This is a genomic window from Streptomyces gardneri (assembly GCF_006539185.1).
Classification (GTDB): Bacteria; Actinomycetota; Actinomycetes; order Streptomycetales; family Streptomycetaceae; genus Streptomyces; species Streptomyces gardneri.
The window spans coordinates 37,314-61,898 of record NZ_BJMN01000038.1; the positions used below are offsets into that span (position 1 = coordinate 37,314).

23 protein-coding genes and 1 tRNA gene are annotated in these 24,585 nt (G+C 71.3%); 12 read left to right on the plus strand and 12 right to left on the minus strand.

All coding sequences use genetic code 11. The features are described from left to right. Nucleotides 1-259 precede the first annotated feature (259 nt). From eno to SGA01_RS27610, 6 genes are all read left to right on the plus strand, one after another. Nucleotides 260-1,546 carry a phosphopyruvate hydratase gene (eno, locus tag SGA01_RS27585; protein ID WP_055643086.1) on the plus strand — a complete coding sequence of 429 codons (1,287 nt, stop codon included), beginning with the start codon at nucleotides 260-262 and terminating at the stop codon, nucleotides 1,544-1,546. Between the two features lie 110 nt (nucleotides 1,547-1,656). Next, the gene (locus tag SGA01_RS27590) at nucleotides 1,657-2,127 is read left to right on the plus strand and encodes an FtsB family cell division protein (protein WP_141299452.1); all 471 of its coding nucleotides are present in this window, start codon (nucleotides 1,657-1,659) and stop codon (nucleotides 2,125-2,127) included. Between the two features lie 37 nt (nucleotides 2,128-2,164). Beyond that, nucleotides 2,165-2,710: a DUF501 domain-containing protein gene (locus SGA01_RS27595; protein ID WP_141299454.1), complete on the plus strand. Its 546-nt coding sequence runs from the start codon at nucleotides 2,165-2,167 to the stop codon at nucleotides 2,708-2,710. Beyond that, on the plus strand, nucleotides 2,707-3,645 hold the full coding sequence (locus SGA01_RS27600; RefSeq protein WP_141299456.1) for a Ppx/GppA phosphatase family protein: 939 nt from the start codon (nucleotides 2,707-2,709) through the stop codon (nucleotides 3,643-3,645). Before SGA01_RS27595 ends, SGA01_RS27600 begins: the two co-directional genes overlap by 4 nt. A gap of 370 nt (nucleotides 3,646-4,015) precedes the next feature. After that, nucleotides 4,016-5,395, plus strand: a complete 1,380-nt coding sequence (locus tag SGA01_RS27605) for an NAD(P)/FAD-dependent oxidoreductase (RefSeq protein WP_055643090.1) — start codon at nucleotides 4,016-4,018, stop codon at nucleotides 5,393-5,395. Between the two features lie 225 nt (nucleotides 5,396-5,620). After that, on the plus strand, nucleotides 5,621-6,934 hold the full coding sequence (locus SGA01_RS27610; RefSeq protein WP_141299458.1) for a class I SAM-dependent methyltransferase: 1,314 nt from the start codon (nucleotides 5,621-5,623) through the stop codon (nucleotides 6,932-6,934). 63 nt (nucleotides 6,935-6,997) lie between these two features. Here the strand turns inward: SGA01_RS27610 and SGA01_RS27615 are convergent, their stop codons facing one another. Both SGA01_RS27615 and SGA01_RS27620 read right to left on the minus strand, forming a co-directional pair. Beyond that, complete coding sequence (locus SGA01_RS27615) at nucleotides 6,998-9,529, minus strand: ABC transporter permease (RefSeq protein WP_141299460.1); 2,532 nt, start codon at nucleotides 9,527-9,529, stop codon at nucleotides 6,998-7,000. A gap of 253 nt (nucleotides 9,530-9,782) precedes the next feature. Continuing rightward, nucleotides 9,783-10,553, minus strand: coding sequence for an ABC transporter ATP-binding protein (locus SGA01_RS27620; protein ID WP_055643093.1), 771 nt, complete (start codon nucleotides 10,551-10,553; stop codon nucleotides 9,783-9,785). 380 nt (nucleotides 10,554-10,933) lie between these two features. Between SGA01_RS27620 and SGA01_RS27625 the strand changes: the two genes are divergently transcribed. Both SGA01_RS27625 and SGA01_RS27630 read left to right on the plus strand, forming a co-directional pair. Then, nucleotides 10,934-11,020: transfer RNA gene (locus SGA01_RS27625), tRNA-Leu, on the plus strand. 186 nt (nucleotides 11,021-11,206) lie between these two features. Beyond that, complete coding sequence (locus tag SGA01_RS27630; RefSeq protein WP_141299462.1) at nucleotides 11,207-12,106, plus strand: Bax inhibitor-1/YccA family protein; 900 nt, start codon at nucleotides 11,207-11,209, stop codon at nucleotides 12,104-12,106. A gap of 99 nt (nucleotides 12,107-12,205) precedes the next feature. On the opposite strand, the gene SGA01_RS27635 is transcribed toward SGA01_RS27630, so the two are convergent. Then, nucleotides 12,206-12,766, minus strand: coding sequence for a TetR/AcrR family transcriptional regulator (locus tag SGA01_RS27635; protein WP_055643095.1), 561 nt, complete (start codon nucleotides 12,764-12,766; stop codon nucleotides 12,206-12,208). A 108-nt stretch (nucleotides 12,767-12,874) separates the two neighbouring features. On the opposite strand from SGA01_RS27635, the gene SGA01_RS27640 reads away from it, so the two are divergent. Together SGA01_RS27640 and SGA01_RS27645 are read left to right on the plus strand one after the other, a co-directional pair. After that, nucleotides 12,875-13,747: an alpha/beta fold hydrolase gene (locus SGA01_RS27640; protein WP_141299464.1), complete on the plus strand. Its 873-nt coding sequence runs from the start codon at nucleotides 12,875-12,877 to the stop codon at nucleotides 13,745-13,747. Between the two features lie 14 nt (nucleotides 13,748-13,761). Further along, entirely contained in the window at nucleotides 13,762-14,091 is a 330-nt protein-coding gene (locus SGA01_RS27645) for a hypothetical protein (RefSeq protein ID WP_141299466.1), read from the plus strand. 70 nt (nucleotides 14,092-14,161) lie between these two features. On the opposite strand, the gene SGA01_RS27650 is transcribed toward SGA01_RS27645, so the two are convergent. The 3 genes from SGA01_RS27650 to SGA01_RS27660 form a co-directional block, all read right to left on the minus strand. Beyond that, the gene (locus SGA01_RS27650) at nucleotides 14,162-14,989 is read right to left on the minus strand and encodes a hypothetical protein (protein WP_435841466.1); all 828 of its coding nucleotides are present in this window, start codon (nucleotides 14,987-14,989) and stop codon (nucleotides 14,162-14,164) included. Between the two features lie 234 nt (nucleotides 14,990-15,223). After that, nucleotides 15,224-16,444: an acetyl-CoA C-acetyltransferase gene (locus SGA01_RS27655; protein WP_141299469.1), complete on the minus strand. Its 1,221-nt coding sequence runs from the start codon at nucleotides 16,442-16,444 to the stop codon at nucleotides 15,224-15,226. Nucleotides 16,445-16,556: 112 nt separating this feature from the next. Further along, the gene (locus tag SGA01_RS27660; RefSeq protein WP_229918507.1) at nucleotides 16,557-17,687 is read right to left on the minus strand and encodes an SGNH/GDSL hydrolase family protein; all 1,131 of its coding nucleotides are present in this window, start codon (nucleotides 17,685-17,687) and stop codon (nucleotides 16,557-16,559) included. A 122-nt stretch (nucleotides 17,688-17,809) separates the two neighbouring features. Here SGA01_RS27660 and SGA01_RS27665 point away from each other — a divergent pair, with 122 nt between their 5' ends. Both SGA01_RS27665 and SGA01_RS27670 read left to right on the plus strand, forming a co-directional pair. Then, nucleotides 17,810-19,198 carry a cystathionine beta-synthase gene (locus SGA01_RS27665; protein WP_141299471.1) on the plus strand — a complete coding sequence of 463 codons (1,389 nt, stop codon included), beginning with the start codon at nucleotides 17,810-17,812 and terminating at the stop codon, nucleotides 19,196-19,198. A gap of 336 nt (nucleotides 19,199-19,534) precedes the next feature. Further along, a complete protein-coding gene (locus SGA01_RS27670; protein ID WP_141299473.1) occupies nucleotides 19,535-20,401 on the plus strand; it encodes a MurR/RpiR family transcriptional regulator in 867 nt (288 codons plus the stop codon). 24 nt (nucleotides 20,402-20,425) lie between these two features. Here the strand turns inward: SGA01_RS27670 and SGA01_RS27675 are convergent, their stop codons facing one another. The 6 genes from SGA01_RS27675 to SGA01_RS27700 form a co-directional block, all read right to left on the minus strand. Next, nucleotides 20,426-20,797, minus strand: a complete 372-nt coding sequence (locus tag SGA01_RS27675; protein WP_141299475.1) for a hypothetical protein — start codon at nucleotides 20,795-20,797, stop codon at nucleotides 20,426-20,428. A 43-nt stretch (nucleotides 20,798-20,840) separates the two neighbouring features. After that, complete coding sequence (locus SGA01_RS27680; RefSeq protein WP_141299477.1) at nucleotides 20,841-21,239, minus strand: roadblock/LC7 domain-containing protein; 399 nt, start codon at nucleotides 21,237-21,239, stop codon at nucleotides 20,841-20,843. A gap of 41 nt (nucleotides 21,240-21,280) precedes the next feature. Continuing rightward, entirely contained in the window at nucleotides 21,281-22,069 is a 789-nt protein-coding gene (locus tag SGA01_RS27685; RefSeq protein WP_141299479.1) for a transcriptional regulator, read from the minus strand. Next, nucleotides 22,066-22,458 (minus strand): roadblock/LC7 domain-containing protein, encoded by a 393-nt coding sequence (locus tag SGA01_RS27690; RefSeq protein WP_141299481.1) that lies wholly within the window; start codon nucleotides 22,456-22,458, stop codon nucleotides 22,066-22,068. The genes SGA01_RS27685 and SGA01_RS27690 overlap by 4 nt, the downstream gene beginning before the upstream one ends. A gap of 139 nt (nucleotides 22,459-22,597) precedes the next feature. Then, the gene (locus SGA01_RS27695) at nucleotides 22,598-23,077 is read right to left on the minus strand and encodes an SRPBCC family protein (RefSeq protein ID WP_055643106.1); all 480 of its coding nucleotides are present in this window, start codon (nucleotides 23,075-23,077) and stop codon (nucleotides 22,598-22,600) included. Between the two features lie 147 nt (nucleotides 23,078-23,224). Beyond that, complete coding sequence (locus tag SGA01_RS27700) at nucleotides 23,225-24,550, minus strand: type III PLP-dependent enzyme domain-containing protein (RefSeq protein ID WP_141299483.1); 1,326 nt, start codon at nucleotides 24,548-24,550, stop codon at nucleotides 23,225-23,227. Nucleotides 24,551-24,585 lie beyond the last annotated feature (35 nt).

Genomic DNA, 24,585 nt, shown 5'->3' on the forward strand with positions numbered 1-24,585 from the left:
GTTCCGCGCATCCGGGGTTTCGCGTATCCATGGTTCCGCTTATCGGGCCGGAGCTCCGCCCGTCAGGGGCGACTTCACGGTTACCGTCCAGTAGATCTGGGGCCCTTCGTCCCTTATTGCATGCCCTTGGGTCCTTTTTCGTCCCAGGGGGCGGGCGCGCGGCCGACCGGAGCCCCCGAGCCGGTTAGGCTCATGTCGCAAGGCCGATCGACCCTGCACCGGCCATGCGTCACATCCAGCGTCACATCCCAAAAAGGAGATGCTCGTGCCGTCCATCGACGTCGTCGTAGCCCGGGAAATCCTGGACTCCCGAGGCAACCCCACGGTCGAGGTCGAGGTCGGCCTCGACGACGGCAGCACCGGCCGTGCTGCTGTTCCGTCCGGCGCCTCCACCGGTGCGTTCGAGGCCATCGAGCTTCGCGACGGTGACCCCAACCGCTACCTGGGCAAGGGTGTCGAGAAGGCCGTCCTCGCCGTCATCGAGCAGATCGGCCCGGAGCTCGTCGGCTACGACGCCACCGAGCAGCGCCTGATCGACCAGGCCATGTTCGACCTGGACGCCACCGAGAACAAGGGCTCGCTCGGCGCGAACGCCATCCTCGGTGTCTCCCTCGCCGTCGCGCACGCCGCGTCCGAGGCCTCCGACCTCCCGCTCTTCCGCTACCTCGGCGGCCCGAACGCGCACCTGCTGCCCGTTCCGATGATGAACATCCTCAACGGTGGGTCGCACGCCGACTCCAACGTCGACATCCAGGAGTTCATGATCGCCCCGATCGGCGCGGAGTCCTTCTCCGAGGCCCTTCGCTGGGGTGCGGAGATCTACCACACGCTCAAGGGCGTGCTGAAGCGCAAGGGCCTCTCCACCGGCCTCGGCGACGAGGGCGGCTTCGCCCCGAACCTGGAGTCGAACCGCGCCGCCCTCGACCTCATCGTCGAGGCCATCAAGGAGGCCGGCTACACCCCGGGCACCGATGTCGCGCTCGCGCTCGACGTCGCCGCGTCCGAGTTCTACAAGGACGGCAAGTACGAGTTCGAGGGCAAGTCCCGCTCGGCCGCCGAGATGACCGAGTACTACGAGGAGCTCGTCTCCGCGTACCCGATGGTCTCCATCGAGGACCCGCTGTTCGAGGACGACTGGGCGGGCTGGAAGGTCCTCACCGACAAGCTGGGCGCCAAGGTCCAGATCGTCGGCGACGACCTCTTCGTCACCAACCCGGAGCGTCTCGCCCGCGGCATCGAGGAGGGCACCGCGAACGCCCTCCTGGTCAAGGTCAACCAGATCGGCTCGCTGACCGAGACCCTGGACGCCGTCGAGCTGGCCCAGCGCAACGGCTTCAAGTGCATGATGTCCCACCGCTCCGGCGAGACCGAGGACGTCACCATCGCCGACCTCGCCGTCGCGGTGAACTGCGGCCAGATCAAGACCGGCGCCCCGGCCCGCTCGGACCGCGTCGCCAAGTACAACCAGCTCCTGCGCATCGAGGAGATCCTCGACGACGCCGCGGTCTACGCCGGCCGCAGCGCGTTCCCGCGCTTCAAGGGCTGACCCGACCCCAGGGGCTGACACCGGCCCCGTAGGGCAGCTTCCGTACGTCCCCGTACTCGGTCCCGTACCGTGTGCGGGGACGTACGTATGAACAGGGGAGGCGACACGACATGGCCGCGAAGGACCGGGACCGGTTCTCGACCGCGACCCGGATCAGACTGCTCGGCGAGCAGACCGCCGCTCGTGTCTACCGCTCCCAGACCCGCCGTCAGGCACGCCGCTCCCGGCTCACCGGCCGCGCGGCCTTCCTCGCCCTCGTCGTCTGCTCCCTCGTCGTGGCGCTCGCCTACCCGATGCGGAGCTACGTCTCCCAGCAGGGCGAGATCGAGGACCAGGAGCGCCGGGCCGCCGAGACCGCCCAGCGGGTCGAGGAGCTGCGGGACGAGAAGGCCCGCCTCCAGGACCCCGCCTACGTCCGCCGCCTCGCCCGCGAGCACCTGCACTACCTGCTGCCCGGCGAGACCGGCTTCACCGTGAACGACCCCGACGCGGAGCAGCGGCCCCGCGACGACCAGGGAGCGGCCGAGCGCCCCTGGTACGACAACCTCTGGGACGGCGTCGACCACGCCGACCGCCCCTGACCCCTCCTCCGCGACAACGAGCAAGGCAACCGAAGACATGGAAACGCCCCCTCCGCAGACCGAACGCACCGAGCCCACCGCGACGGACATCGCCGCCTTCGAGCTGCAGCTCGGCCGGCCGCCCCGCGGCCTGCGCGCCATCGCGCACCGCTGCCCGTGCGGCAACCCGGACGTCGTCGAGACCGCGCCGCGGCTCCCCGACGGCACGCCGTTCCCGACGACGTACTACCTGACCTGCCCCCGGGCGGCCTCCGCCATCGGCACCCTCGAGGCCAACGGGGTCATGAAGGAGATGCAGGCCCGGCTCGCCACCGACCCGGAGCTGGCCGCCGCCTACCGGGCCGCGCACGAGGACTACCTCGCCCGCCGTGACGCGATCGAGGTCCTGGAGGGCTTCCCGAGCGCCGGCGGCATGCCGGACCGCGTGAAGTGCCTGCACGTCCTCGTCGGCCACTCGCTGGTCGCGGGCCCGGGCGTCAACCCGTTCGGCGACGAGGCCCTCGCGATGCTGCCGGAGTGGTGGGCGAAGGGCGCGTGCGTGACCGCCTGCGGGGACAAGGAAGAGAAGGAGTCCGCGGAATGACCCGGGTCGCCGGAATCGACTGCGGTACGAACTCGATCCGCCTCCTCGTCGCCGACGTCACTGTGCCCGATAGCGCCTCCGGCGCGGGGTCGACGGGCGACCTCGTCGAGCTGGACCGGCGGATGACGATCGTCCGGCTCGGCCAGGGCGTCGACAAGACGGGGCGCCTCGCGCCCGAGGCGCTGGAGCGGACCTTCGCGGCCTGCCGCGAGTACGCCGAGGTCATCAAGGAGCTGGGTGCCGAGAAGCTCCGCTTCGTCGCCACCTCCGCCTCGCGCGACGCGGAGAACCGCGACGAGTTCGTGAACGGGGTCGTGGAGATCCTGGGCGTCGAGCCCGAGGTGATCACCGGCGACCAGGAGGCCGCGTTCTCCTTCACCGGTGCCACCGGCGAGCTGCACGGCACGGAGACGTACCTCGTCGTGGACATCGGCGGCGGCTCGACCGAGTTCGTCACCGGCAACAAGCACGTCGAGGCCGCCCGCTCCGTCGACATCGGCTGTGTCCGGCTGACCGAGCGGCACGTCCGCCACGACCCGCCGACCGCCGAGGAGGTCGCCGCGATCCGCGCCGACATCCGGGCCGCGCTCGACCTGGCCGCGGAGACCGTGCCGATCGGCACGGCGGAGACCCTCGTCGGGCTCGCCGGCTCGGTCACCACCGTCGCCGCGATCGCCCTCGGGCTGCCGGAGTACGACTCCGAGAAGATCCACCACTCCCGGATCTCCGCCGAGCGCGTCGCCGAGGTCACCGACCGGCTGCTCGCCTCCACGCACGACGAGCGGGCCGCGATCCCCGTCATCCACCCCGGGCGGGTCGACGTGATCATCGCCGGTGCGCTGGTCCTGAGGGAGATCATGGAGCGCGTCGGAGCGAGCGAGGTCGTCGTCAGCGAGCACGACATTCTCGATGGGATCGCCCTATCCGTCGCATAGTGGGCGCCTATCGAGCCCTCCGGCGACAGCCTGTCGGAAAAGGTTCGTGAAGTTCTTCACAAGGAAAAGGGCCCTGAGGGCGCCCGAGGAGGGTCTTTAGCCCCTCCGAGGGGTGTCTCGGGGCCCTTTCGCAGGTCCGGAGGCCACTTCGCTCGTTGTTTCCATCGCGTGAACGCATCTGGTGGTTCGGCGTTAACGAGGGCTCTCCAGGCCAGTTCACAAGGGGTGAACAACGTTCACCGCCGCACCCCGGTTCCTTTGCAGCGCCATGACATGGATCACGTGGGCGGCGGAGTGTAGCAGAGGTCCGCCAGGACCTTGTGAAGGGGCGCACGAGCACCCCCCCAGTGCTGGGTGGATACTCGATCCCATGAGCACCACGGAGCGTCCCAGGATCCTCGTAGTAGGCGGCGGGTACGTAGGCCTGTACGCAGCTCGGCGCATCCTCAAGAAGATGCGCTACGCGGAGGCGACCGTCACGGTCGTCGACCCGCGGTCGTACATGACCTATCAGCCCTTCCTGCCCGAAGCCGCCGCCGGCAGCATCTCGCCGCGTCACGTCGTCGTCCCGCTGCGACGCGTCGTCCGCGGAGCGGAGGTGCTCACCGGTCGGGTCACCACCATCGACCAGGACCGCAAGGTCGCCACGATCTCGCCGCTCGTCGGCGAGGCGTACGAGCTGCCTTTCGACTACCTCGTCATCGCGATGGGCGCGGTCTCCCGCACCTTCCCGATCCCCGGCCTCGCCGAGCAGGGCATCGGTATGAAGGGCATCGAGGAGGCCATCGGCCTGCGCAACCACGTCCTCGAGCAGCTCGACAAGGCCGACTCGACCACCGACGAGGAGGTCCGCCGCAAGGCGCTGACCTTCGTCTTCGTGGGCGGCGGCTTCGCCGGCGCGGAGACCATCGGCGAGGTCGAGGACCTGGCCCGTGACGCGTCGAAGTACTACCAGAACGTCAAGCGCGAGGACATGCGCTTCGTCCTGGTCGACGCGGCCGACAAGATCCTCCCCGAGGTGGGCCCCAAGCTCGGCCAGTACGGCAAGGAGCACCTCGAGGGCCGCGGTATCGAGATCTACCTCGAGACCTCGATGGACTCCTGCGTCGACGGCCACGTCGTGCTGAAGAACGGCCTCGAGGTCGACTCCAACACGATCGTGTGGACCGCCGGCGTGAAGCCGAACCCGGCGCTCTCCCGCTTCGGTCTGCCGCTCGGCCCCCGCGGCCACGTGGACTGCAACGAGAAGCTCCAGATCAACGGCCTGGACTACGCCTGGGCCGCCGGCGACAACGCCCAGGTCCCGGACATGGTCGGCCGCAAGGCCGGCAACCCGAACGCCTGGTGCCCGCCGAACGCCCAGCACGCGCTGCGCCAGGCCAAGGTCCTCGGCGACAACGTGGTGGCCGGTATGCGCGGCTTCCCGCAGAAGGAGTACAGCCACGCCAACAAGGGCGCGGTGGCTGGTCTCGGCCTGCACAAGGGCGTCGCGATGATCGTCATGGGCAAGGTGAAGATCAAGCTCAAGGGCCGTCTCGCCTGGTACATGCACCGTGGCTACCACGGCATGGCCATGCCGACCTGGAACCGCAAGATCCGCGTCTTCGCGGACTGGACCCTCGCGATGTTCCTCAAGCGCGAGGTCGTCTCGCTCGGCGCCATCGAGACGCCGCGCGAGGAGTTCTACGAGGCCGCCAAGCCCGCTCCCGCCCCGGCCGCCCCGGCGCAGGAGAAGGCCAAGGCCTCCTGAGGCACAGCAGTACCCGCACCACTCGCCGTACTCGTAGGACCAGTAGCACCAGCACCACCAGCAGTACAGCAACACCCCGCAAAGGGCCGTCCGCCATCCGTGGTGCGGACGGCCCTTCGCGTGTTTTGCCAACGCGTTGCGCTGTGCCGGGATGGGAAACACCTACACAGGGTGTTCCCTTGGTGACGAGCATTTCTGGGGCACGAGATCACGGAGGTGTGCATCATGGCCGACGCCGCGTCGCGGCTGACGACTCTCGCCGAGGAGCTCCTCGGAGGACCGCTCCCGGTGCGACTGCGAGCCTGGGACGGCAGCGAAGCCGGCCCCGCCGGGGCCCCCGTACTGATCGTCCGCGACCGCCGCGCCCTGCGGAGAATGATCTGGAAGCCCGGCGAACTGGGCCTGGCCCGCGCCTGGGTGGCCGGAGAGCTCGACGTCGACGGGGACCTGTACGAGGTACTGGACCGGATCTCGGGCCTCCTCTGGGAGCGCCCCGAGGACACCAGGAGCCGCCTCACGGCCCTGCGCGACTCCGTACGCGACCCGAAGCTCCGCTCCGCCGCCCGCGCCCTGCTGCGGCTCGCCGGACCCCTGCCGCCCCCGCCGCCGCCCGCCGAGGAGATGCGCGGCCGCAGCGGGCACAGCCACAGCAGACGCCGCGACAAGCAGGCGATCAGTCACCACTACGACGTGGGCAACGACTTCTACGAGATCGTCCTCGGCCCGTCCATGGTCTACTCCTGCGCCTACTGGACGGCGGACGGCACCCTGGAGGACGCCCAGCGCGACAAGCTGGACCTCATCGCCCGCAAGCTGAACCTGAAGGAGGGCGACCGGCTCCTCGACGTGGGCTGCGGCTGGGGCTCCATGGCCATCCACGCCGCCCGCGAGTACGGCGCCAAGGTCGTCGGCATCACCCTCTCCCGCGAGCAGGCGACGTACGCCCGCAAGCGCGTCGCCGACGAGGGCCTGACGGACCTGGTCGAGATCCGGGTCCAGGACTACCGGGACGTCACGGACGGCCCGTACGACGCGATCTCCTCGATCGGCATGGCCGAGCACGTCGGGGCCGTGAAGTACCGGGAGTACGCGGACACCCTGTACGGGCTCCTCAGGCCCGGCGGACGGCTCCTCAACCACCAGATCTCGCGCCGCCCCGAACCCGACGAGACGGCCTACGAGATCGACCCCTTCATCGACGCGTACGTCTTCCCCGACGGCGAGCTCGCCCCCATGGGCCGGACCCTGTCCACCCTGGAGGACGCCGGCTTCGAGGTCCGCGACGTCGAGGCGATCCGCGAGCACTACGCGCTGACGCTGCGCCGCTGGGTGGCCAACCTGGAGCGTGACTGGACCCGGGCGGTCCGGCTCACCTCGCCCGGCCGGGCCCGCATCTGGCGGCTCTACATGGCGGCCTCCGCCGTCTCCTTCGAACGCAACCGGATCGGCGTGAACCAGTTCCTCGCGGTGAAGACGCCGGTATCGGGGAGGAGCGGGACGGCGCTGCGGCCGCGCGTCTGGAACGAGAAGACGGCCTGACGCGGATACGGCGAAGGGCCGGTCTCCCCGAGCGGGGAGACCGGCCCTTCCTGTCGTACGGGACTACTCGGCCTTGATCGCGGAGAGCATGTTCAGCTTCGCCGCGCTCCGGGCCGGCCACAGGGAGGCGAGGACGCCGACCAGGGCGGCCAGGATCAGGAAGATCCCGATCCGGTCCCAGGGCAGGACCAGGGCGTAGCCCGGGATCTGCTCCTTGATGGTCTCGCCGATCGCCCAGCCGAGGAACGAGCCGAGGCCGATGCCGACGACCGCGCCGAACACCGAGATGACCACGGCCTCCAGACGGACCATCCGCTTCACCCGGCGCCGGTCGAGGCCGATCGCCCGCAGCATGCCGATCTCCTGCTGGCGCTCGAAGACGGACATCGCGAGGGTGTTGACGACGCCGAGGACCGCGATGATCAGGGCCATGCCGAGCAGCCCGTACATGATGTTGAGGAGCAGGTTGATCGGGCCGCCGAAGGAGTCACGGATGCCCTTGTGGTCCAGCACCGTGATGTCGGGGTTGTCGCCCATGGCCTTGGCCAGGGCCCGCTCGTTGGCCGCGCTCGCGCCGCCTTCGGTGGAGACGAAGATCTGACGGATCTCCGCCCGCTCCTCGTGCGCGGTGACCAGCTTGTGGTCGATGAGGACCGGCGAGAGGAACTCGTTGGGCTCGAAGACCGCGCCGACGGTGAGCTTGCCCTTCTGCTTGTCGAGGTACTCGACGGGGACGGTGTCGCCGACCTTCAGGCCGCGCTTCGTGGCGGTCTTCTCGTCGACGGCGATCCCGCCCTTGCCGAGGGAGGACAGCGAGCCGTCCACGACGGTGAGCTTGAGGACCTTCTCGACGTCGCCGGGGGTGACGCCGGAGGCCGAGACGTACGAGCCCTTGATGTCGAGCGCGCCCGCCTGCTGCGGGGAGATCGCCGTGACGCCCGGAGCCTTCTCCAGGGCGGTCAGCGCCTCCTTGCTGAGGCTGTTGCCGCTGGCCATGGAGACCATGTAGTCGGCCTTGACCTGGTCGGTCGTCGCCTTGTCGAGGGCCGTGCCGACGGTCGCGCCGAGCACGGAGAGGCCGGTGACGAGGGTCAGGCCGATGGCGAGCGCGGAGGCGGTGGCGCCGGTGCGGCGCGGGTTGCGGACCGCGTTGAGGCCGGCGAGCTTGCCGGAGACCCCGAAGACGTTCACGAAGAGCGGGCGGATCACGGCGATCACGGGCCGGGACAGGAACGGGATCAGCACGATCACGCCCATGAGGGTGAGGAACGCGCCGCCCGCGATGAGCATGCGGCCCTCGTCGCCACCCTGGCCGGCGCCGAGCACGATCAGGACCGCGCCGAGCGCGGTGAGCGCGGCGCCGATGGAGTTCCGTACGACGAGCGACTTGGTGCTTGCGGTGGCGTGGACGCTGCTCATGGCGGCGACCGGCGGGATCTTCGCGGCGCGGCGGCCGGGCAGCCAGGCGGCGAGCATCGTGATCAGGACGCCGACGGCGAAGGCGCTGACGGCCGGGGTGGCGGTGAGGACCAGATCGCCGCCGGGGACCTTCATCTCGAAGGCGCTCATGGCCGAGCGGAGTCCGACGGCCAGGCCGATGCCGAACACGTAGCCGACGGCGGAGGCGGCCAGGCCGACCAGACCGGCCTCGGCGAGGACGGAGCGGGTGATCTGCTTGCGCGAGGCGCCGACGGCGCGCATCAGCGCCAGTTCCTTGGTGCGCTGCGCGACCAGCATGGTGAAGGTGTTGGAGATCAGGAAGATGCCGACGAAGAGCGCGATGCCCGCGAAGCCGAGGAGCACCTGGTTGAGCGCGCCGAGGCCGGCCTCGATGTCCTTGGCCTGCTGCTCGGCGAGGGCCTCGCCGGTCTGCGCGGTGGCGGCCTTCGGGACGACCTTGAGGACCTCGTCGAGGAGCTTGTCGGCGTTCGTGCCGGGCGCGGCGGTGACGGTCAGGCTCCGGTAGAACCCGGGCTTGAGGTAGAGCTGCTGCGCGACGGAGGAGTCGAAGACGACGAGGCTGCCGCCGGCGTTGACGGCGCCGTCCTCGGTGGTGAAGACGCCGGAGAGCTCGTACTCCTTCACGGGTCCCGTGGTCGCGACGCGGACGGTGTCGCCGACCTTGTAGCCGCCCTTGTCCGCGGTGTCCTTGTCGAGCGCGACCTGCCCGTCCCGGACGGGTCCCGCACCCGTGGCGAAGGTGTACGCGCGGTCCTTGCCGTCCTTGCCGGGGGCGAAGTTGGTGCCCTTGTTGGACCAGCCGACGCCGATCAGCTTGCCGTTCTTGTCGGGCACACCGGCGAAGCCGTCGACGCGGGGGGTGACGGAGGCGACCCCGTCGAGCCCGGCGACCTTGTCGACGTCCTTCTGGGAGAGGCCGGGGGCCTTCCGGGCCTGCTCGGGGTTCGGGTACATCTCGACGGCGACGGCGACGTCGTCGTAGCTCTTGGCCGACTGGTTGCGGAAGGCCTGGCCGAGGGTGTCGGTGAAGACGAGGGTGCCGGAGACGAAGGCCACGCCGAGCATCACGGCGAGGACGGTCATCAGCAGCCGCGCCTTGTGCGCGAGGACGTTGCGCAGGGCGGTACGGAACATGGGTGTGTCCTGAAGGAGGGTGGGGCGGACGGAGGGGTCGGAGGCCGCGCTAGGGGGTGTCTTGTCGATCAGGCCGGATCAGGGAGCGGCGTCTGGTGCCGTGCATCGCAAGGCGGAGGAGGGAGTCGACGCGGTGGGGGCACCTCCCGTGCCCGAAGGGCTACGGGGGACGTCGGCGAGTGACGACAACGCGGCGAGGTGCGGTGCCAGGCGTCGCGAGCCCGGCCTGATCGGCAAGGCACCCCCTGAGGCGTCAGCTCGTACGGCCCTTGGCGTCGAAGGCCTTCATGCGGTCGAGCACCCCGTCGGCCGTCGGGTTCAGCATCTCGTCGACGATCCGGCCGTCCGCGAGGAAGATCACGCGGTCCGCGTAGGAGGCGGCGACCGGGTCGTGGGTGACCATGACGACGGTCTGGCCCAGCTCGCGGACCGAGTTGCGCAGGAAGCCGAGGACCTCGGCGCCCGAGCGCGAGTCCAGGTTTCCGGTCGGCTCGTCACCGAAGATGATCTCGGGGCGGGAGGCCAGGGCGCGGGCGACGGCCACGCGCTGCTGCTGGCCGCCGGAGAGCTCGGTGGGGCGGTGGCTGAGGCGGGCGGAGAGGCCGAGCATGTCGATGACCTGCTGGACCCACTGCTTGTCGGCCTTGCGGCCGGCGATGTCCATCGGCAGCGTGATGTTCTCCAGCGCCGTCAGCGTCGGCAGCAGGTTGAAGGCCTGGAAGATGAAGCCGATCTTGTCCCGGCGGAGCTGCGTGAGCTGCTTGTCCTTCAGCGTGGAGAGCTCCGTCTCGCCGATCCGCACCGAGCCGGAGGAGAAGGAGTCCAGACCGGCGACGCAGTGCATCAGGGTCGACTTGCCGGAGCCGGAGGGGCCCATGATCGCGGTGAACTCGCCCTGCCGGAAGTCGACGGTGACGTGGTCGAGCGCGACCACCTGGGTCTCGCCCTGGCCGTAGACCTTCGAGAGATCCGTGGCGCGGGCGGCCACCGCGGTGGCGCGGGACACGGTGGGGGTGGTGGTCACGAGGGGGACTCCTGTCACTGCGGGGCTGCTGCGGGAACCACTCCATCGTCTCGAGCGTTCCGGCCCGGGACGTCCGTCCACGTGCCCGTTCTCGGGGCAGTCTCGAGTCGGACCGGAGCCCTCTCCCCTCCTCCTGAGGTATGACGGCGTCCCTGAGAGTCGGCATCGAGCCGAGGTGACAGACGTTCGGCGACTTTTCGTCATTCCGATGGGCTCGGCTTTGCGCCTGCGACCCCTGTCACAGTTGGGCGAAAAAGCCCCTCACCTGCACTGACGCACCCTCAGGCGTCAATAAAATAAGACAACATCGGGTCGATGTTCCGCTGAACGAGGGATAGGGCCCCGATAGGCTCCAGTGCCAACGCGGAGCTTCGCGCAACGCCCGGATGGTGGAATACGCAGACACGGCGAGCTTAAACCTCGCTGGCCTTCGGGCCGTACCGGTTCAAGTCCGGTTCCGGGCACCAACCCGGGCCGCAGGCGAGTGCCTGGGGCCCGGTGGCTTCGGTCCCGCTCGGTTCCCCCGACGGTTCTCCTCACGGGCCTTCCCGGCGGGCGGGAAAAGATCCTCCCCGAGCACTAGGGAGTTTCTTTTGCCTACGCATTACTCTTGACGCAAGGCCGCGCCGTGCGGTCCGCCATGGAGGAGTGAGATGAGGAGCAGTAACCCGGTCTTCTCGCGACGGGGGTTCAGCCGCGACAACGGCACCGCGGGCTTCGGCCAGCAGCCGCAGGCCGGGGGCCCCGCCGTAGGAACCAACCCGTACGCCACCGGCAACCCGTACGCCGAGGGCGCGACGAACCCCTACGCCACCAACCCGTACGCCCCGCAGGACGCGCAGGTCGGCGCCCCGCAGCAGGCTCGCGGCAACGTGATGACGATCGACGACGTCGTGAGCCGTACGGCCATGACGCTCGGCACGGTCGTGCTCACCGCCGTCCTGTCCTGGTTCCTGCTGCCGGTCGACTCGGCCAACCTGGGCAAGTCCTACGGCATCGCCATCGGCGCCGCCCTGGTCGCCTTCGTCCTGGCGATGGTGCAGTCCTTCAAGCGCAAGCCGTCTCCTGCGCTGATCCTGGGCTACGCGGCCTTCGAGGGCGTCTTCCTCGGTGTGATCTCGGCCGCCGTCTCGACGTACATCGCCGACGGCGTGGTCATCCAGGCGGTCCTGGGCACGATGGCGGTCTTCGCCGGTGTCCTGATCGCCTACAAGATGGGCTGGATCCGGGTCAACCGACGCTTCTACGGCTTCGTGATGGCCGCCGCCATGGGCTTCATGCTGCTCATGGTCGTCAACCTGCTGTTCGCCGTCTTCGCCGGCGGTGACGGCCTCGGCTTCCGCAGCGGTGGCCTCGGCATCCTCTTCGGTGTCATCGGCGTCATCCTGGGCGCCTGCTTCCTCGCCCTCGACTTCAAGCAGGTCGAGGACGGCGTGAACTACGGCGCGCCGCGCGAGGAGGCCTGGCTGGCCGCCTTCGGTCTCACCATGACCCTGGTGTGGATCTACCTGGAGATGCTGCGTCTGCTGTCGATCCTGCAGGGCGACGACTGACGCGTCTGAGCTCGGGGGAAGGGCCCGTCCGGCTTCGTGCCGGGCGGGCCCTTTCCGCGTTTCCCGGACGGGCCCTAAGTCCTGTCCGCCGGACAGGGCCTACCGCGCGGCGGCGTCGAGGAGGACGCGGGCCGCGGCCTTCGCCTGGGCGGCGGGCTCCGGGGAACCGGTGATGCCCGCGACGACCATGGCGCCGTTGGCAAGCAGGGCGAGCTGGTCGGCGAGCGCGGGCGGGGCGCCGAGGGCGTCCGTCTGCGCGGCGAGGTACGCCCGCAGGGCCTCCTTGTGGTCGCGCGCGAGCGTGGTGACGTTCGGGGCGACGCCGCCGAGCTCCCCGAAGGTGTTGATGAACGCACAGCCGCGGAAGCCGGGCTCGGCGAACCAGGAGCCGAGCCAGTCGAAGACCGCGAGCGCCCGCTCGTAGGGGCCGTCGGCGACCCGCGCTCCGTGCGCCGCGAGGGCGTCTCGGACGGCCCCGTCGCGGCGCCGCAGGACCGCCTCGACCAGGACGTCCTTGGAGGGGAAGAGCTGGTAGAGGCGCTTGAGCGAGACCCCTGAGGCAGTGCGGAGCGCGTCCATGCCGACCGCCTGCACTCCGCGCTCGTCGAAGAGCCGCTCGGCGGTGTCGAGCACCTTCAGTTCGGCGGCTTCCGCGTCCATCTGCCGATCACCCCTTGCGTAGAGAACCATCGTTCTCGTAGCCTACAGGGCATCGGGAGAACGATCGTTCTCCCGTCCGGGAACACCGCACCGGAAACGGGGAACACCATGTCCGCCTTCGCCCTGCGCGCCCGCACCGTCACCGTCGACGGGCTCGACGTCTTCTACCGGGAGGCCGGCGACCCGGCCAACCCCACGCTCCTGCTGCTGCACGGCTTCCCGTCCAGCTCGCACATGTACCGCGGGCTCATGGCCGAGCTGGCCGACTCGTACCACCTCATCGCCCCGGACCACATCGGCTTCGGCGCCTCCGCGGCCCCGGCCGTCGAGGACTTCGCGTACGGCTTCGAGAAGCTCACCGAGATCACCCTCGGGCTCCTCGACCGGCTGGGCGTGGAGCGGTTCGCCCTCTACATCCAGGACTACGGGGCGCCCATCGGCCTGCGGATCGCCTCCCGGAACCCCGAGCGGGTCACCGCGATCGTCAGCCAGAGCGGAAACGCCTACCTGGAGGGCTTCACGCCCTTCTGGGACGTGCTCTTCGCCCACGCCGAGGACCGCGCGGCGAACGAGGCCGGAGTGCGGGAGCTGCTCACCGCCGAGGCCACCCGCTGGCAGTACACCCACGGGGTGCCCGCGGACCGGCTCGACCGGATCGCCCCGGAGACCTGGACCCTGGACCAGGCCGGCCTGGACCGGCCCGGCAACAAGGAGATCCAGCTCCAGCTCTTCTGGGACTACCAGTTCAACCTCGACGGCTACCCGGCCTTCCAGGAGTACTTCCGCACCCACCGGCCGCCGCTCCTCGCGGCCTGGGGGCGCGGCGACGAGATCTTCGGACCCGCGGGCGCCGAGGCCTTCGCGCGGGACCTGCCGGACGCCGAGATCCACCTCCTGGACGCCGGGCACTTCGCCCTGGAGACCCACGGGGAGGAGATCGCCGCGCTCGTCCGCGACTTCCTCGGCCGGCACGTGAAGTGACGTAGGGTCGCGGGGTGCGTGATACGAGTGAACTGACCGCGGCCGTCGAGCGCTTCGCCGACCGGCTGCGGGCCGCCCCGCAGAGCCGCCTCCAGCGCGGAGCGGCGGCCGAGGGGCTGGCGCTCGCCCGGGAGCTCGCGGTGCGCGCCCAGCGCGCCGAGAACCCGGAGCGGGAGCCGCTGACGATGCCGGACGCGGGGGTCTTCACCGTCGCCGACCAGCTCGTCGTCGCCGGGAACGACCTGGCGGAGATCCTGCGAACGGCCCCGGCCGCTTCCCGCGAGGGGGAGCTGGACGAGGCCGTGAGGCTGGTACGGGAGGCCGGGGAGCGTTCGGGGCTCTAGACCCGGTCCGGCGCGCGACCACCGGGGCGCCGGGAGGGTGTCCTGCGGGGCCCTATGGGGCCTGTGGGGGCTACAGCGAGGCGATGACGCGGTCGGCCAGGATGTAGACGTTCTCCTCGTCCGTGTCGCCGTACGAGAAGGTGAGCGCGAAGGCGCCCGAGACGCCCGAGCCGCCGAGCAGCACGGGGGAGCGGCCGGAGCGCAGGGCCTCGGCGAGGCGCTCCGCGGTCTCGCGGTGCCCGGGGGTCATACAGAGCGTCGTGCCGTCCGCGAAGACGTACACGTCCAGGGTGCCCAGCGGGCCGGGGCGCACGTCGGTCAGTGCCGTACGGGTGTCCGCGAGCTCTTCGAGGCGGGCCACCGTCCGCTCGTGGTCGGTGACGACCGGGGTCTGCACCGGCACGAAGTCGGGGTGCGAGGGGTGGCGGCGGCGGGCCGCGGCCAGCTCCGCGGAGTCCTCGGGGAACTCGTCCAGCGGGTCGGCGAGGTCGGCGACGCCGTCGAGCGCGGCGGCCTCGGCCTCCATGGCCTCCAGGGCCATCGCCTCCAGGCCGGCGAAGTCGGCCTGGCGCGGGACGAAGAAGGTGCCGTCCTCGGCCGGGCCGCCGAGCCCGCCGAGCAGGGACGGGGCGTCCGCCGCGTCACGGGCCTCCTGGGCGGCCCAGAAGGCACGGGCCTCCGCGAGCTCGCGCTCGCGCTCCTCGGCCAGCGCCTCGGCGACCGCGGCCCGTATCTCCGCGGCGGGCGTGGCGCGCGCCGCGGGGACCGTGACGCCGCGGGCGGCCGCCAGCTCGGTGCGGAGGCCGGTGACCTCCTTGCGGAGACCGTGGACGGCGTGCAGGGCAGCAGCGCCCACGGCCGTGGCAGCGGCCGTGGTCAGCAGCAGGGCAAGAGACATGGCGCTCACTGACGTACTCCCGATTCCGAGTCGATCCCCCGACTTCCTACATCAGCTTGTCCTGGGGTGGTGCTCGCTGTCAGTGCATTACGTCACGAATTGGACAGGTATTTCTGCCAGGCGTTTAGTCCCGAAACGGCTCTGACCTGGGAAAACGAACTCCCCCGGGACGTAGGTCACATCCTGGGGGAGATTCGGTCACGGCTCGGACGCGGCGGGGTTAGCCCCGGGTCGTCAGGACAGGCGCTCGATCACCATCGCCATGCCCTGGCCACCGCCGACGCACATGGTCTCCAGGCCGAACTGCTTGTCGTGGAACTGCAGGCTGTTGATGAGCGTGCCGGTGATCCGGGCGCCCGTCATGCCGAAGGGGTGGCCGACGGCGATGGCGCCACCGTTGACGTTCACCTTGTCCAGGTCCAGGCCGAGCTCCTGGTAGGACGGGATGACCTGGGCGGCGAAGGCCTCGTTGAGCTCCGCCAGGTCGATGTCGCCGATGGTCAGGCCGGCGCGCTTGAGGGCCTGCTTCGAGGCCTCGACCGGGCCGAGGCCCATGATCTCGGGGGAGAGGCCGGAGACGCCGGTGGAGACGATGCGGGCGAGCGGGGTCAGGCCGAGCTCGCGGGCCTTCGTGTCCGACATGATGACGAGCGCCGCGGCGCCGTCGTTCAGCGGGCAGCAGTTGGCGGCGGTGACCAGGCCGTCGGGGCGGAAGACCGGCTTGAGGCCCTGCACGCCCTCCAGGGTGACGCCGGCGCGCGGGCCGTCGTCCGTGGAGACGACGGTGCCGTCCGGCAGCGTCACCGGGGTGATCTCGCGCTCCCAGAAGCCGTTCTTGATGGCCTGCTCGGCGAGGTTCTGCGACCGCACGCCGAACTCGTCCATCTCCTGGCGGCTGATGCCCTTCAGGCGGGCCAGGTTCTCGGCGGTCTGGCCCATCGCGATGTACGCGTCCGGGACGATGCCGTCCTCGCGCGGGTCGTGCCACGTGGAGCCCTCGGAGGCGGCGACCTCGGCCGTGCGGGCCTCGGCCTCGGCGAAGAACGGGTTGTGGGTGTCGGGCAGCGAGTCCGAGTTGCCGCGGACGAAGCTGGACACCATCTCGACACCGGCCGAGATGAAGACGTCGCCCTCGCCCGCCTTGATCGCGTGCAGCGCCATGCGGGAGGTCTGCAGCGAGGAGGAGCAGTAGCGGGTGATCGTGCAGCCCGGCAGGTGGTCCATGCCCATCCGCACGGACACGATCCGGCCCAGGTTGTTGCCCTGCTCGCCGCCGGGCAGACCGCAGCCCAGCATCAGGTCGTCGATGTCGCGCGGGTCCAGCTCCGGCACCTTCGCCAGGGCGGCCTGGACGATGGTCGCGGTGAGGTCGTCCGCCCGCAGGTCCTTGAGGGAGCCCTTGAAGGCCCGGCCGATGGGCGAGCGGGCGGTCGAGACGATCACGGCTTCGGGCATCACGGCTCCATGAGGGTGCGGAGGGGGCGGACTGAAAGGGAAGTTACCCGTACGTACCGCACGGGGTCACCGGCCCGGGCATGTGATGCGGACCTCTTTTCTAAGCGTACGCTCAGTTGGTGGGAGGCGCTGCTGTCGCGGTGGTCCCGGTCGGCCCCTCGGCGCTCCTCGCGGCGGCCCCTTCGGCCGTGACGCCGGCCGCTCCTTCGGCCGTACCCACGGCCGTCCCTTCCGCCGTCCCCTCGGCCTCGTCCTCCGCCGTCCCTTCCGGCCCGCCTCCGGTGGGCAGGGGTAGCCGCCTCCGCCGCCGGTGCTTCAGCAGGGCCCACGGCGCCCGTGCGCCCGTGACCTCGGTGCCGGCCTCCTTCGCCGCCTCGGCCGCCGCCTTCGCCACCGGCAGGATGTTCTCCCGGCGCGCCGGCTCCAGCCGGTCGGTTTCCGGCCAGGCGCCGAGCGACACGCACAGCGTCGGCAGCACCGCCATCGCCGCCGTCGCGTACCCCTCCGCCGACGGGTGGAAGTTGTCCACCCCGAACATCTCGCGCGGGTTCGCCGCGAACTCCGGGCCGAGCAGATCGCCCAGCGACACCGTCCGCCCGCCCTGCTCCACCACCACGATCGTCTGCGCCGCCGCCAGCTGCCGCGAGGCCCGCCGGGCCAGCCAGCGCAGCGGCTGGTAGACCGGCTCGATCGTCCCCAGGTCCGGACAGGTCCCGACGACCACCTCCGCGCCCGCCGTCCGCAGCCGCCGCACCGCCGCCGCCAGGTGCCGCACCGACTCCGTCGGCGGCATCCGGTGCGTCACGTCGTTCGCCCCGATCATGATCACGCACACGTCGGGCGCCATCGGCTGGGAGAGGAGCAGCGACACCTGACGCTCCAGGTCGTCCGAGCGCGCCCCCGACAGCGCCACGTTCCGCAGGACCACCGGCCGCTCCGCGACCGCCGCGAGCCCCGAGGCGAGCAGCGCGCCCGGCGTCTGCCCCGTGCGGCGCACGCCCTGGCCCGCCGCCGTGGAATCACCCAGAAGGGCCAGCCGCAGGGGCTCCTCCGTACCGAAGGCCCGGCCGTACAGGCCGTCCGCCACCGGCGGCAGGGGCGCCGTCCCGTTCCCCACGGACCGCTTCGCCAGCTGCATCTCGGTCAGCAGAAGTCCGACCGCCGCCACACCGAGGAGACCGATGCTCCCGCCGCCGTACGCCGCACCCGCCGCGATCCGCCGTGCCACCCTCGCCCTCGACATGGGGGCCGTCACCTCCTCCGGGTCGCAGAGACCCTTCAAGCCGTTCAGGGTCTAACTGCCCCGTAACCCGCTCCGACTACGCATACGCTGGCCACACCATTACGGAGACCCCGGAGATTACGGTGCAATTCCACGACTCGATGATCAGCCTCGTCGGCAACACCCCGCTGGTGAAGCTCAACAACGTCACAGCGGGCATCCAGGCGACCGTCCTGGCCAAGGTCGAGTACTTCAACCCCGGAGGCTCGGTCAAGGACCGGATCGCCGTGCGGATGATCGAGGCGGCCGAGCAGAGCGGAGAGCTCAAGCCCGGCGGCACCATCGTCGAGCCCACGTCCGGCAACACCGGCGTCGGCCTCGCGATCGTGGCCCAGCAGAAGGGCTACAAGTGCATCTTCGTCTGCCCTGACAAGGTGTCCCTCGACAAGATCAACGTCCTGCGGGCGTACGGCGCCGACGTCGTCGTCTGCCCCACCGCCGTGGATCCCGAGCACCCCGACTCGTACTACAACGTCTCGGACCGGCTCGTCCGCGAGACCCCCGGTGCCTGGAAGCCCGACCAGTACTCCAACCCGAACAACCCGCGCTCCCACTACGAGACCACCGGTCCCGAGCTCTGGGAGCAGACGGACGGGAAGATCACCCACTTCGTGGCGGGTGTCGGCACCGGCGGCACCATCTCCGGCACCGGCAACTACCTCAAGGAGGTCAGCGGCGGCTCCGTGAAGGTCATCGGCGCCGACCCCGAGGGCTCCGTCTACTCGGGCGGCTCCGGCCGGCCGTACCTGGTCGAGGGCGTCGGCGAGGACTTCTGGCCGACCGCGTACGACCGGAACGTCACGGACCGGATCGTCGCCGTGTCCGACAAGGACTCGTTCCAGATGACCCGCCGCCTCGCCAAGGAGGAGGGCCTGCTCGTCGGCGGCTCCTGCGGCATGGCCGTCGTGGCCGCCCTGGAGGTCGCCCGGGAGCTCGGCCCGGACGACGTCGTCGTCGTGCTGCTGCCGGACTCCGGCCGCGGGTACATGTCGAAGATCTTCAGCGACGAGTGGATGGCGGGACACGGCTTCCTGGAGGACACCTCCTCCGCCACCGTCGCCGACGTCCTGCGCCACAAGGAGGGCGTCCTGCCCTCCCTCGTCCACATGCACCCGGACGAGACGGTCGGCCAGGCCATCGAGGTGCTGCGCGAGTACGGCGTCTCCCAGATGCCCATCGTCAAGCCCGGCGCCGGTCACCCCGACGTCATGGCCGCCGAGGTCGTCGGCTCGGTCGTCGAGCGCGAGCTCCTCGACGCGCTCTTCACGAAGCGCGCCTCCCTGGAGGACCCGCTGGAGCGCCACATGAGCGCGCCGCTGCCGCAGGTCGGCTCCGGCGAGCCCGTCGCCGACCTGATGACCGTCCTCGGCGAGTCCTCCGACGCGGCGATCGTCCTCGTCGAGGGCAAGCCGACCGGCGTCGTCAGCCGCCAGGACCTGCTGGCCTTCCTGGCCAACGGCGGCTCGAAGTAGGACGGGGAGCGGGTGCTCCGTCGGACGTGAAACCGGTACTTCGTACAACCGGTACGAGCGTGACACGTACGCGCAGCACCCGCTTAACACGCGTCCGGCACATTGGTGCTTGTCGGCGTCAAGGACTTCCGGAGCGGCTCCCGGGCCTCCATGGACGCCGCGGACGCGGAGACCGGCCCTGACCCGGGCCCGTGTCCCTCGCGGGGACCGCCGTCGTCCCGCCCCCCTTCACCGGGGGTGCGGCGGTCCCCGCGCTACACCTTCCCTTTCCCTCCCTCCGCCCGACTGCATATCCTTATGCAGAGTCATTGGCGGGTGAATAGGTGAGGGGGCGGCATGAGCGACAGCCCGGCCGGACGGCTGCAGGCGCTCTTCGAGGGGCACCGGCTGACGCCGACGCAGCGGCGGATCGCCCACTGCATGGTGCGGCGCGCCGCCGACGTGCCCTTCCTGTCCAGCGTCGAGCTCGCCGAGCTCGCCGGGGTCAGCCAGCCCTCCGTCACGCGCTTCGCCGTCGCCCTCGGCTTCGACGGGTACCCGGCGCTCCGCCGGCATCTGCGGGAGGTCGCGCCCCCGGAGCCCGGTGCGGGCAGCGGTGGCGGAGGTGAGGGTGACGGCGGCGCCGAGGGCTGGAACGAGTACCAGCAGGCCGTGCTCGCCGAGATCGAGAACCTGCGGCACCTCGCGGGGCTGCTCGCCGATCCCAAGCCCGTCGAGCGGGCCGGCCGGCTCCTCGCCTCCTCGCGCCCGCTGCTCGTGCTCGGCCTGCGGGCCGCCTCCTCGCAGGCGCGCGGCTTCGCCTACTTCGCCGCCAAGGTGCACCCCGACGTCCGGCTCCTCGACGAGGGCGGCTCGATGCTCACGGACCGCGTCGACGCGGCCGTACGGGCCGGGGCGACGGCGCTGCTCTGCTTCGCCCTGCCCCGGCACCCGCGGGAGGTCGTGGAGGCCCTGGAGTACGCGCGGGCGGCGGGGCTCACCGTCGTGGCCGTCGCCGATTCGGCGTTCGCGCCCGTCGCCGCCCACAGCGACCTGCTGATCCCGGCCGCCGTCGGCACCGGGCTCGCCTTCGACACCGCCTGCGCGCCGATGATGCTCGGCCGGGTCCTGCTGGAGGCCATGGCGGACGAACTCCCGGACGCGCAGGCGCGCCTGGAGGAGTTCGACACGAAGGCGGCCGCGCGGGGCCTGTTCGTCGAGTAGAGGACGGCCCCGGGTGGCCTGGGGTCAGACCTGGAGCGCGGCGGCGATCTTCTTGAGCTGGTGGCGGGCCATCGCGAGGTTCGAGCGCTCCTTGTCCAGGGCCAGGTACATGAACAGGCCGTTCGTGCCCTGAGCCCTGAGCAGCAGGATCAGGTGGTACTGGCGGCCGAGGGTGATCAGGATGTCCTCGATCTCGTCGCCGAGGCCGAGCATCTCCATCGCCCGGACCTTGGCCCGGACCACGTCGGTGTTGCCCGCCGCGGCCACGTTCAGGTCGAGCTCCTTGCCGCCGCCGATCGTGCCGAGCGCCATGCCGCTGGTGTAGTCGACGAGGGCAGCGCCGATGGCGCCCTCGATGGAAGCCGCTTCCTTGAGAGAGGTCTCGGTGTTCGCCATGGTGTCGTACTTCCTTTTCGAGTGTGCTGTTCGGACGGTGCGATCAGAGTCGGTTCAGGTCTTTGCGTTCCAGGGCGCCGTCGACGAGCTCCCCTATCCGGGTGCTGGACCTGCGGGCCTCCAGGTGGAGCCGGCCCACGTTGATCCGGGGTTCCGCGAGGAGCGTCAGGACGGCTGCGCCGCCCGCCGCGTAGGTCGCCACGTAACCGCTCTCGCCGCGGACGAGGAGCTCGCGGAAGCGGCCCTGGCCCGTGGAGTCGGTCAGCCGCTGGCCGACGCCGAGCGCCGCCGCGGTCAGCGCGGCCACGCTCTCGGCCTCGCCGTCGACGGTGTCGTGGGCGAGCACCAGGCCGTCGGCGCTGGCCGCGAGGGCTCCGGTCAGCTGGGGCAGCCGGGCCCGTAGCCGTCTGAGCTCACCGAGGACCTCTGTCTCCGCAGTCATGAGCTGTCTCCTCTCGGCGCGCAGGCGCAGGGCACGTCTCATCACAGATGTGCCTCCAGGGCGTCACGGAGCCGGCGCAGCAGGGCGATGTCGGGGTCTGCCACCTGCGGGGCCGCCAGGAGCGGTTGCGGGGGCGGTACGGGGCCGGGGTCGGGTTGGGGATCCGGCTCCGGCGGGGTCTCGACGAGCCCGGCCGCGGCGAGCCGCCGGACGTCGAGGAGTGTGTGGAAGGCGGGGCGGCCGAGCAGCCGGGCGAGGTCCGCCGGGGTCCGCTCCCCGTCGGCGGCGGCGAGCAGGGCGCGCTGCCGGGCCCCGACGGTCTGGCCGGGGGCGGCGGGGCGCGGCACGACCGGGGCGCTGTCGACGGTGGCGTACGGCCAGACGGCGTCGAGGAGTTCGCGGCGGCGGACGGTCTCGCGCTCGACGGCCTCGGCGGAGACCGGCCGCACCGTGCCGAACCAGTGGCCCACCCCGTACCGGAAGCGGGTCGGCCCGCTGGTGGGGGAGAGGGCGAAGAAGGCCGCGTCGAAGACGGCGCCGAGGTGGCAGATCTCCAGCTCGCCGTCGTGCAGCCGGCCGCTGTCGACGAGGAAGCGGCCGACGGCGCGGTGGGCGCCGGCCCGGTCGACGGCCTCGTCCCAGCCCTCGCGGGGCAGGCGCCCGCCGGTGGTCAGGAGGACGTCGACGCCGGGGGCGGCGGGGCTCTCGGCGTGCACGACGCGGCCGTCGACCAGATAGAGCGTGCCGTGGTCGCGCAGCAGCGCGCCGGTGGCTCTCTCGGCGGCGAGCCGGACCAGCATCGGGGAGACGGGGGTGGCGACGGCGGTCATCCGAGGACCAGCCTCTCGGCGAGATCGCGGAGCCGGATCCGGGCGAGGGCGAGGTTGCCGGTGTCGCGGTCGAGCCAGAGGTGGAGGAAGACGCTGCTGTCGAAGGAGGTCTCGACGAAGCGGATGACGTGGTAGCCGGCGCGGGTGGTGACGATCAGGTCCTCGACGGGCGGGCCGTCGGAGGGTATGTCCCCCTCCGCCACGAAGGAGTCGAACTCGGCGGCGGACCGGGCGAGTTCGGCCGTCTCGGCGGCCGTCGTCTCGTGGTCGCCGACCGGTGAGTCCCCCGCGGTCCCGAGCGCGAGCCCGCTGGTCCAGTCGACCAGGGAGGCTCCGCGAGCGCCTGGCACGGCCATGGCCTCCAGCAGGCACTCGTCGATTCCGGGCACGCAGATTCCCCTCCCGATACGGCGCGCGAACGAACGGCGGTGACGGTGACGTTACTGAACGTTCCGGCTCGCGGAGGGTGTTCTGGCATTTTCCATCGGAACATGCCCGAGGGTGGCGGGAATTGACCGCCCGTGCTCGTCAGGCGCGGGACTCGACCGCGTTCGCGATCTCGGACAGGTCCTTCGCGAGCGCCTTGGCGACGGCCTTCGCGCCGAAGCGGGCGAGCAGACGGGCGACGAATCCGGGGGTGCGGCCGGCCGCCGGGCGGGCCGAGAAGGCCATCCGCAGGGTCGTGGCGCCCTCGCCGTCGGCCTTGAGGGTGATCTCGGAAACGTAGTGCATGCCGTGCGACTCGGCGACCGTGACGTACCGGTCGGGCGGCACGCACTCGGTCACGGTCATCTCCTCCGTGGCCTCCTTGCCCAGCATCTTCCGCGTCTCGCGCCAGCGCGTGCCCACGCCGAAGCCGCCCTCGGTGAGCACCTCGACCTTCTGGACGCCCGAGAGGACGCGGGGCATGTCCCGCAGGTCGGTGATCGACTCCCAGACGCGCCCGGGGGAGGCGGCGACCCGGCGCTCGACGACGACCGAGGTGGTGTCCGTACCCGTTCCAGTCATGTCCTCATCGAAGCCGTGCCGCCGCGCCCGCGCTACCCGAAAGGCCCGCCCGCGCTACCGGGCGCCCCCCTGTCCGCGCGATCGGCCCGCGCGATCGGCCCGCGCGATCCGGCGGGCCGGTCCGTGTGTTCGGGCCGCCCGCCCGCGCTACCGGACGAGGGCGTTCGCGTGTGCCCCGCCCGCCTCCGCGACGATCTCGTCGAGCGTCTGGGCCTTCCGCACCGTCGAGAACGTCACCGCCCCGTCGTCGGCCACCGTGAAGCCGTGGATCGCGGGCCGGGGCAGGCTGTTGTACGCGTAGTGGTGGGCGAAGCAGTACGCGCCGGTGTCCGGGACGGCCACGACGTCCCCCGGGTGCAGCAGCGGCAGCTCCCGGCCGGTGGCGAGCAGGTCCCCGGCGAAGCAGGCGGGGCCCGCCACGTCCTGGACGGTGACGTCCCCGGCGCGGGGGCGGCCCTCGGCGTCGTACGCGAGGATCCGCAGCGGCCAGGAGTCGGGGGCGTAGACCGTGCGGGTGGCGAGCTGGACGCCCGCGTGGGTGACGGCGATCGGGCGGCCCCCGGAGGTCTTCGTGTACTCGACCCGGGCGAGGACCGTGCCGTGCTTGGCGAGCAGGGAGCGGCCGAACTCGGTGACGAGCCGGTAGCGGCCGTCGAGGAGTCCGGGCGCGGTGTCGGCGAGCAGCCGGGCGTACTCGGCGTACGTCGGTGTCTCCTCGTCGGAGGTGAAGTTGACCGGCAGGCCGCCGCCGATGTCGAGGGTGTCGATCTGCTGCCGGCCCGCCTTGTGGTTGATCTCCTCGGCGAGGGCGTAGGCCTCCCCGACGCCTTCGGCCATCAGGGCGAGCGGGACGCCCTGGGAGCCGGTGTGGGTGTGCAGCCGGGTGAGCCACGGGCGGTCCAGATAGGCCTGGACGACGGCCGCGCGGGAGCCCTCGTCGCGGAGTGCCACGCCGAATTTGGAGGTGGCGGTCGCGGTCGAGAGCGCACCGATGGAACCGGCCCCGACCTGCGGGTTCACCCGGAGTCCGAGGGGCGAGGCGGTGGGGGCGGAGGCGACGAGCGCGTCGAGGCGGTCCAGCTCCTGGAGGTTGTCGGCGTTGACGGCGATCCCGAGCGCGAGGGCCTGGCGCAGCTCGGCCGGGGTCTTGGCGGGGGAGTCGAGCACGGTGTGGGTGGGCGGGATCCCGGCGGCGCGGGCGAGGGCGAGCTCGCCGGGGCTGGCGACCTCGACGCCGAGCCCCGCGTCGTGGAGGAGGCGCAGGACGGGGACGAGCGGGGCGGCCTTGACGGCGAAGGCGTGGAGGACGCGGGTGTCGGTGACGGCGGCGAAAGCGCTGGTCAGGGCGGCGGCGGAGGCGAGGATGCCGGTGGTGTCGAGGAGCGCGACGACGGGTTCGGCGGGGGAGAGGAGTCCTTGGTCGACGGAGGCTCGGACGGCGAGATCACGGCGGTAGGAGGCCATGCGGCCCATCCTCGTCCATGGCTTCACCGGTACGGGTGAGGGCC

What these genes read in the sequence shown, in the direction of transcription:
- SGA01_RS27685 (WP_141299479.1), bottom strand. Translation starts at nt 22,069, where the DNA reads ATGACCGCCGTCGCCACCCCCGTCTCCCCGATGCTGGTCCGGCTCGCC.
- SGA01_RS27635 (WP_055643095.1), bottom strand. Translation starts at nt 12,766, where the DNA reads ATGGACGCGGAAGCCGCCGAACTGAAGGTGCTCGACACCGCCGAGCGG.
- SGA01_RS27650 (WP_435841466.1), bottom strand. Translation starts at nt 14,989, where the DNA reads ATGTCTCTTGCCCTGCTGCTGACCACGGCCGCTGCCACGGCCGTGGGC.
- SGA01_RS27630 (WP_141299462.1), top strand. Translation starts at nt 11,207, where the DNA reads ATGAGGAGCAGTAACCCGGTCTTCTCGCGACGGGGGTTCAGCCGCGAC.
- SGA01_RS27610 (WP_141299458.1), top strand. Translation starts at nt 5,621, where the DNA reads ATGGCCGACGCCGCGTCGCGGCTGACGACTCTCGCCGAGGAGCTCCTC.
- SGA01_RS27695 (WP_055643106.1), bottom strand. Translation starts at nt 23,077, where the DNA reads ATGACTGGAACGGGTACGGACACCACCTCGGTCGTCGTCGAGCGCCGG.
- SGA01_RS27655 (WP_141299469.1), bottom strand. Translation starts at nt 16,444, where the DNA reads ATGCCCGAAGCCGTGATCGTCTCGACCGCCCGCTCGCCCATCGGCCGG.
- SGA01_RS27600 (WP_141299456.1), top strand. Translation starts at nt 2,707, where the DNA reads ATGACCCGGGTCGCCGGAATCGACTGCGGTACGAACTCGATCCGCCTC.
- SGA01_RS27615 (WP_141299460.1), bottom strand. Translation starts at nt 9,529, where the DNA reads ATGTTCCGTACCGCCCTGCGCAACGTCCTCGCGCACAAGGCGCGGCTG.
- SGA01_RS27595 (WP_141299454.1), top strand. Translation starts at nt 2,165, where the DNA reads ATGGAAACGCCCCCTCCGCAGACCGAACGCACCGAGCCCACCGCGACG.
- SGA01_RS27700 (WP_141299483.1), bottom strand. Translation starts at nt 24,550, where the DNA reads ATGGGCCGCATGGCCTCCTACCGCCGTGATCTCGCCGTCCGAGCCTCC.
- SGA01_RS27590 (WP_141299452.1), top strand. Translation starts at nt 1,657, where the DNA reads ATGGCCGCGAAGGACCGGGACCGGTTCTCGACCGCGACCCGGATCAGA.
- SGA01_RS27660 (WP_229918507.1), bottom strand. Translation starts at nt 17,687, where the DNA reads ATGTCGAGGGCGAGGGTGGCACGGCGGATCGCGGCGGGTGCGGCGTAC.
- SGA01_RS27605 (WP_055643090.1), top strand. Translation starts at nt 4,016, where the DNA reads ATGAGCACCACGGAGCGTCCCAGGATCCTCGTAGTAGGCGGCGGGTAC.
- SGA01_RS27680 (WP_141299477.1), bottom strand. Translation starts at nt 21,239, where the DNA reads ATGACTGCGGAGACAGAGGTCCTCGGTGAGCTCAGACGGCTACGGGCC.
- eno (WP_055643086.1), top strand. Translation starts at nt 260, where the DNA reads ATGCTCGTGCCGTCCATCGACGTCGTCGTAGCCCGGGAAATCCTGGAC.
- SGA01_RS27640 (WP_141299464.1), top strand. Translation starts at nt 12,875, where the DNA reads ATGTCCGCCTTCGCCCTGCGCGCCCGCACCGTCACCGTCGACGGGCTC.
- SGA01_RS27675 (WP_141299475.1), bottom strand. Translation starts at nt 20,797, where the DNA reads ATGGCGAACACCGAGACCTCTCTCAAGGAAGCGGCTTCCATCGAGGGC.
- SGA01_RS27670 (WP_141299473.1), top strand. Translation starts at nt 19,535, where the DNA reads ATGAGCGACAGCCCGGCCGGACGGCTGCAGGCGCTCTTCGAGGGGCAC.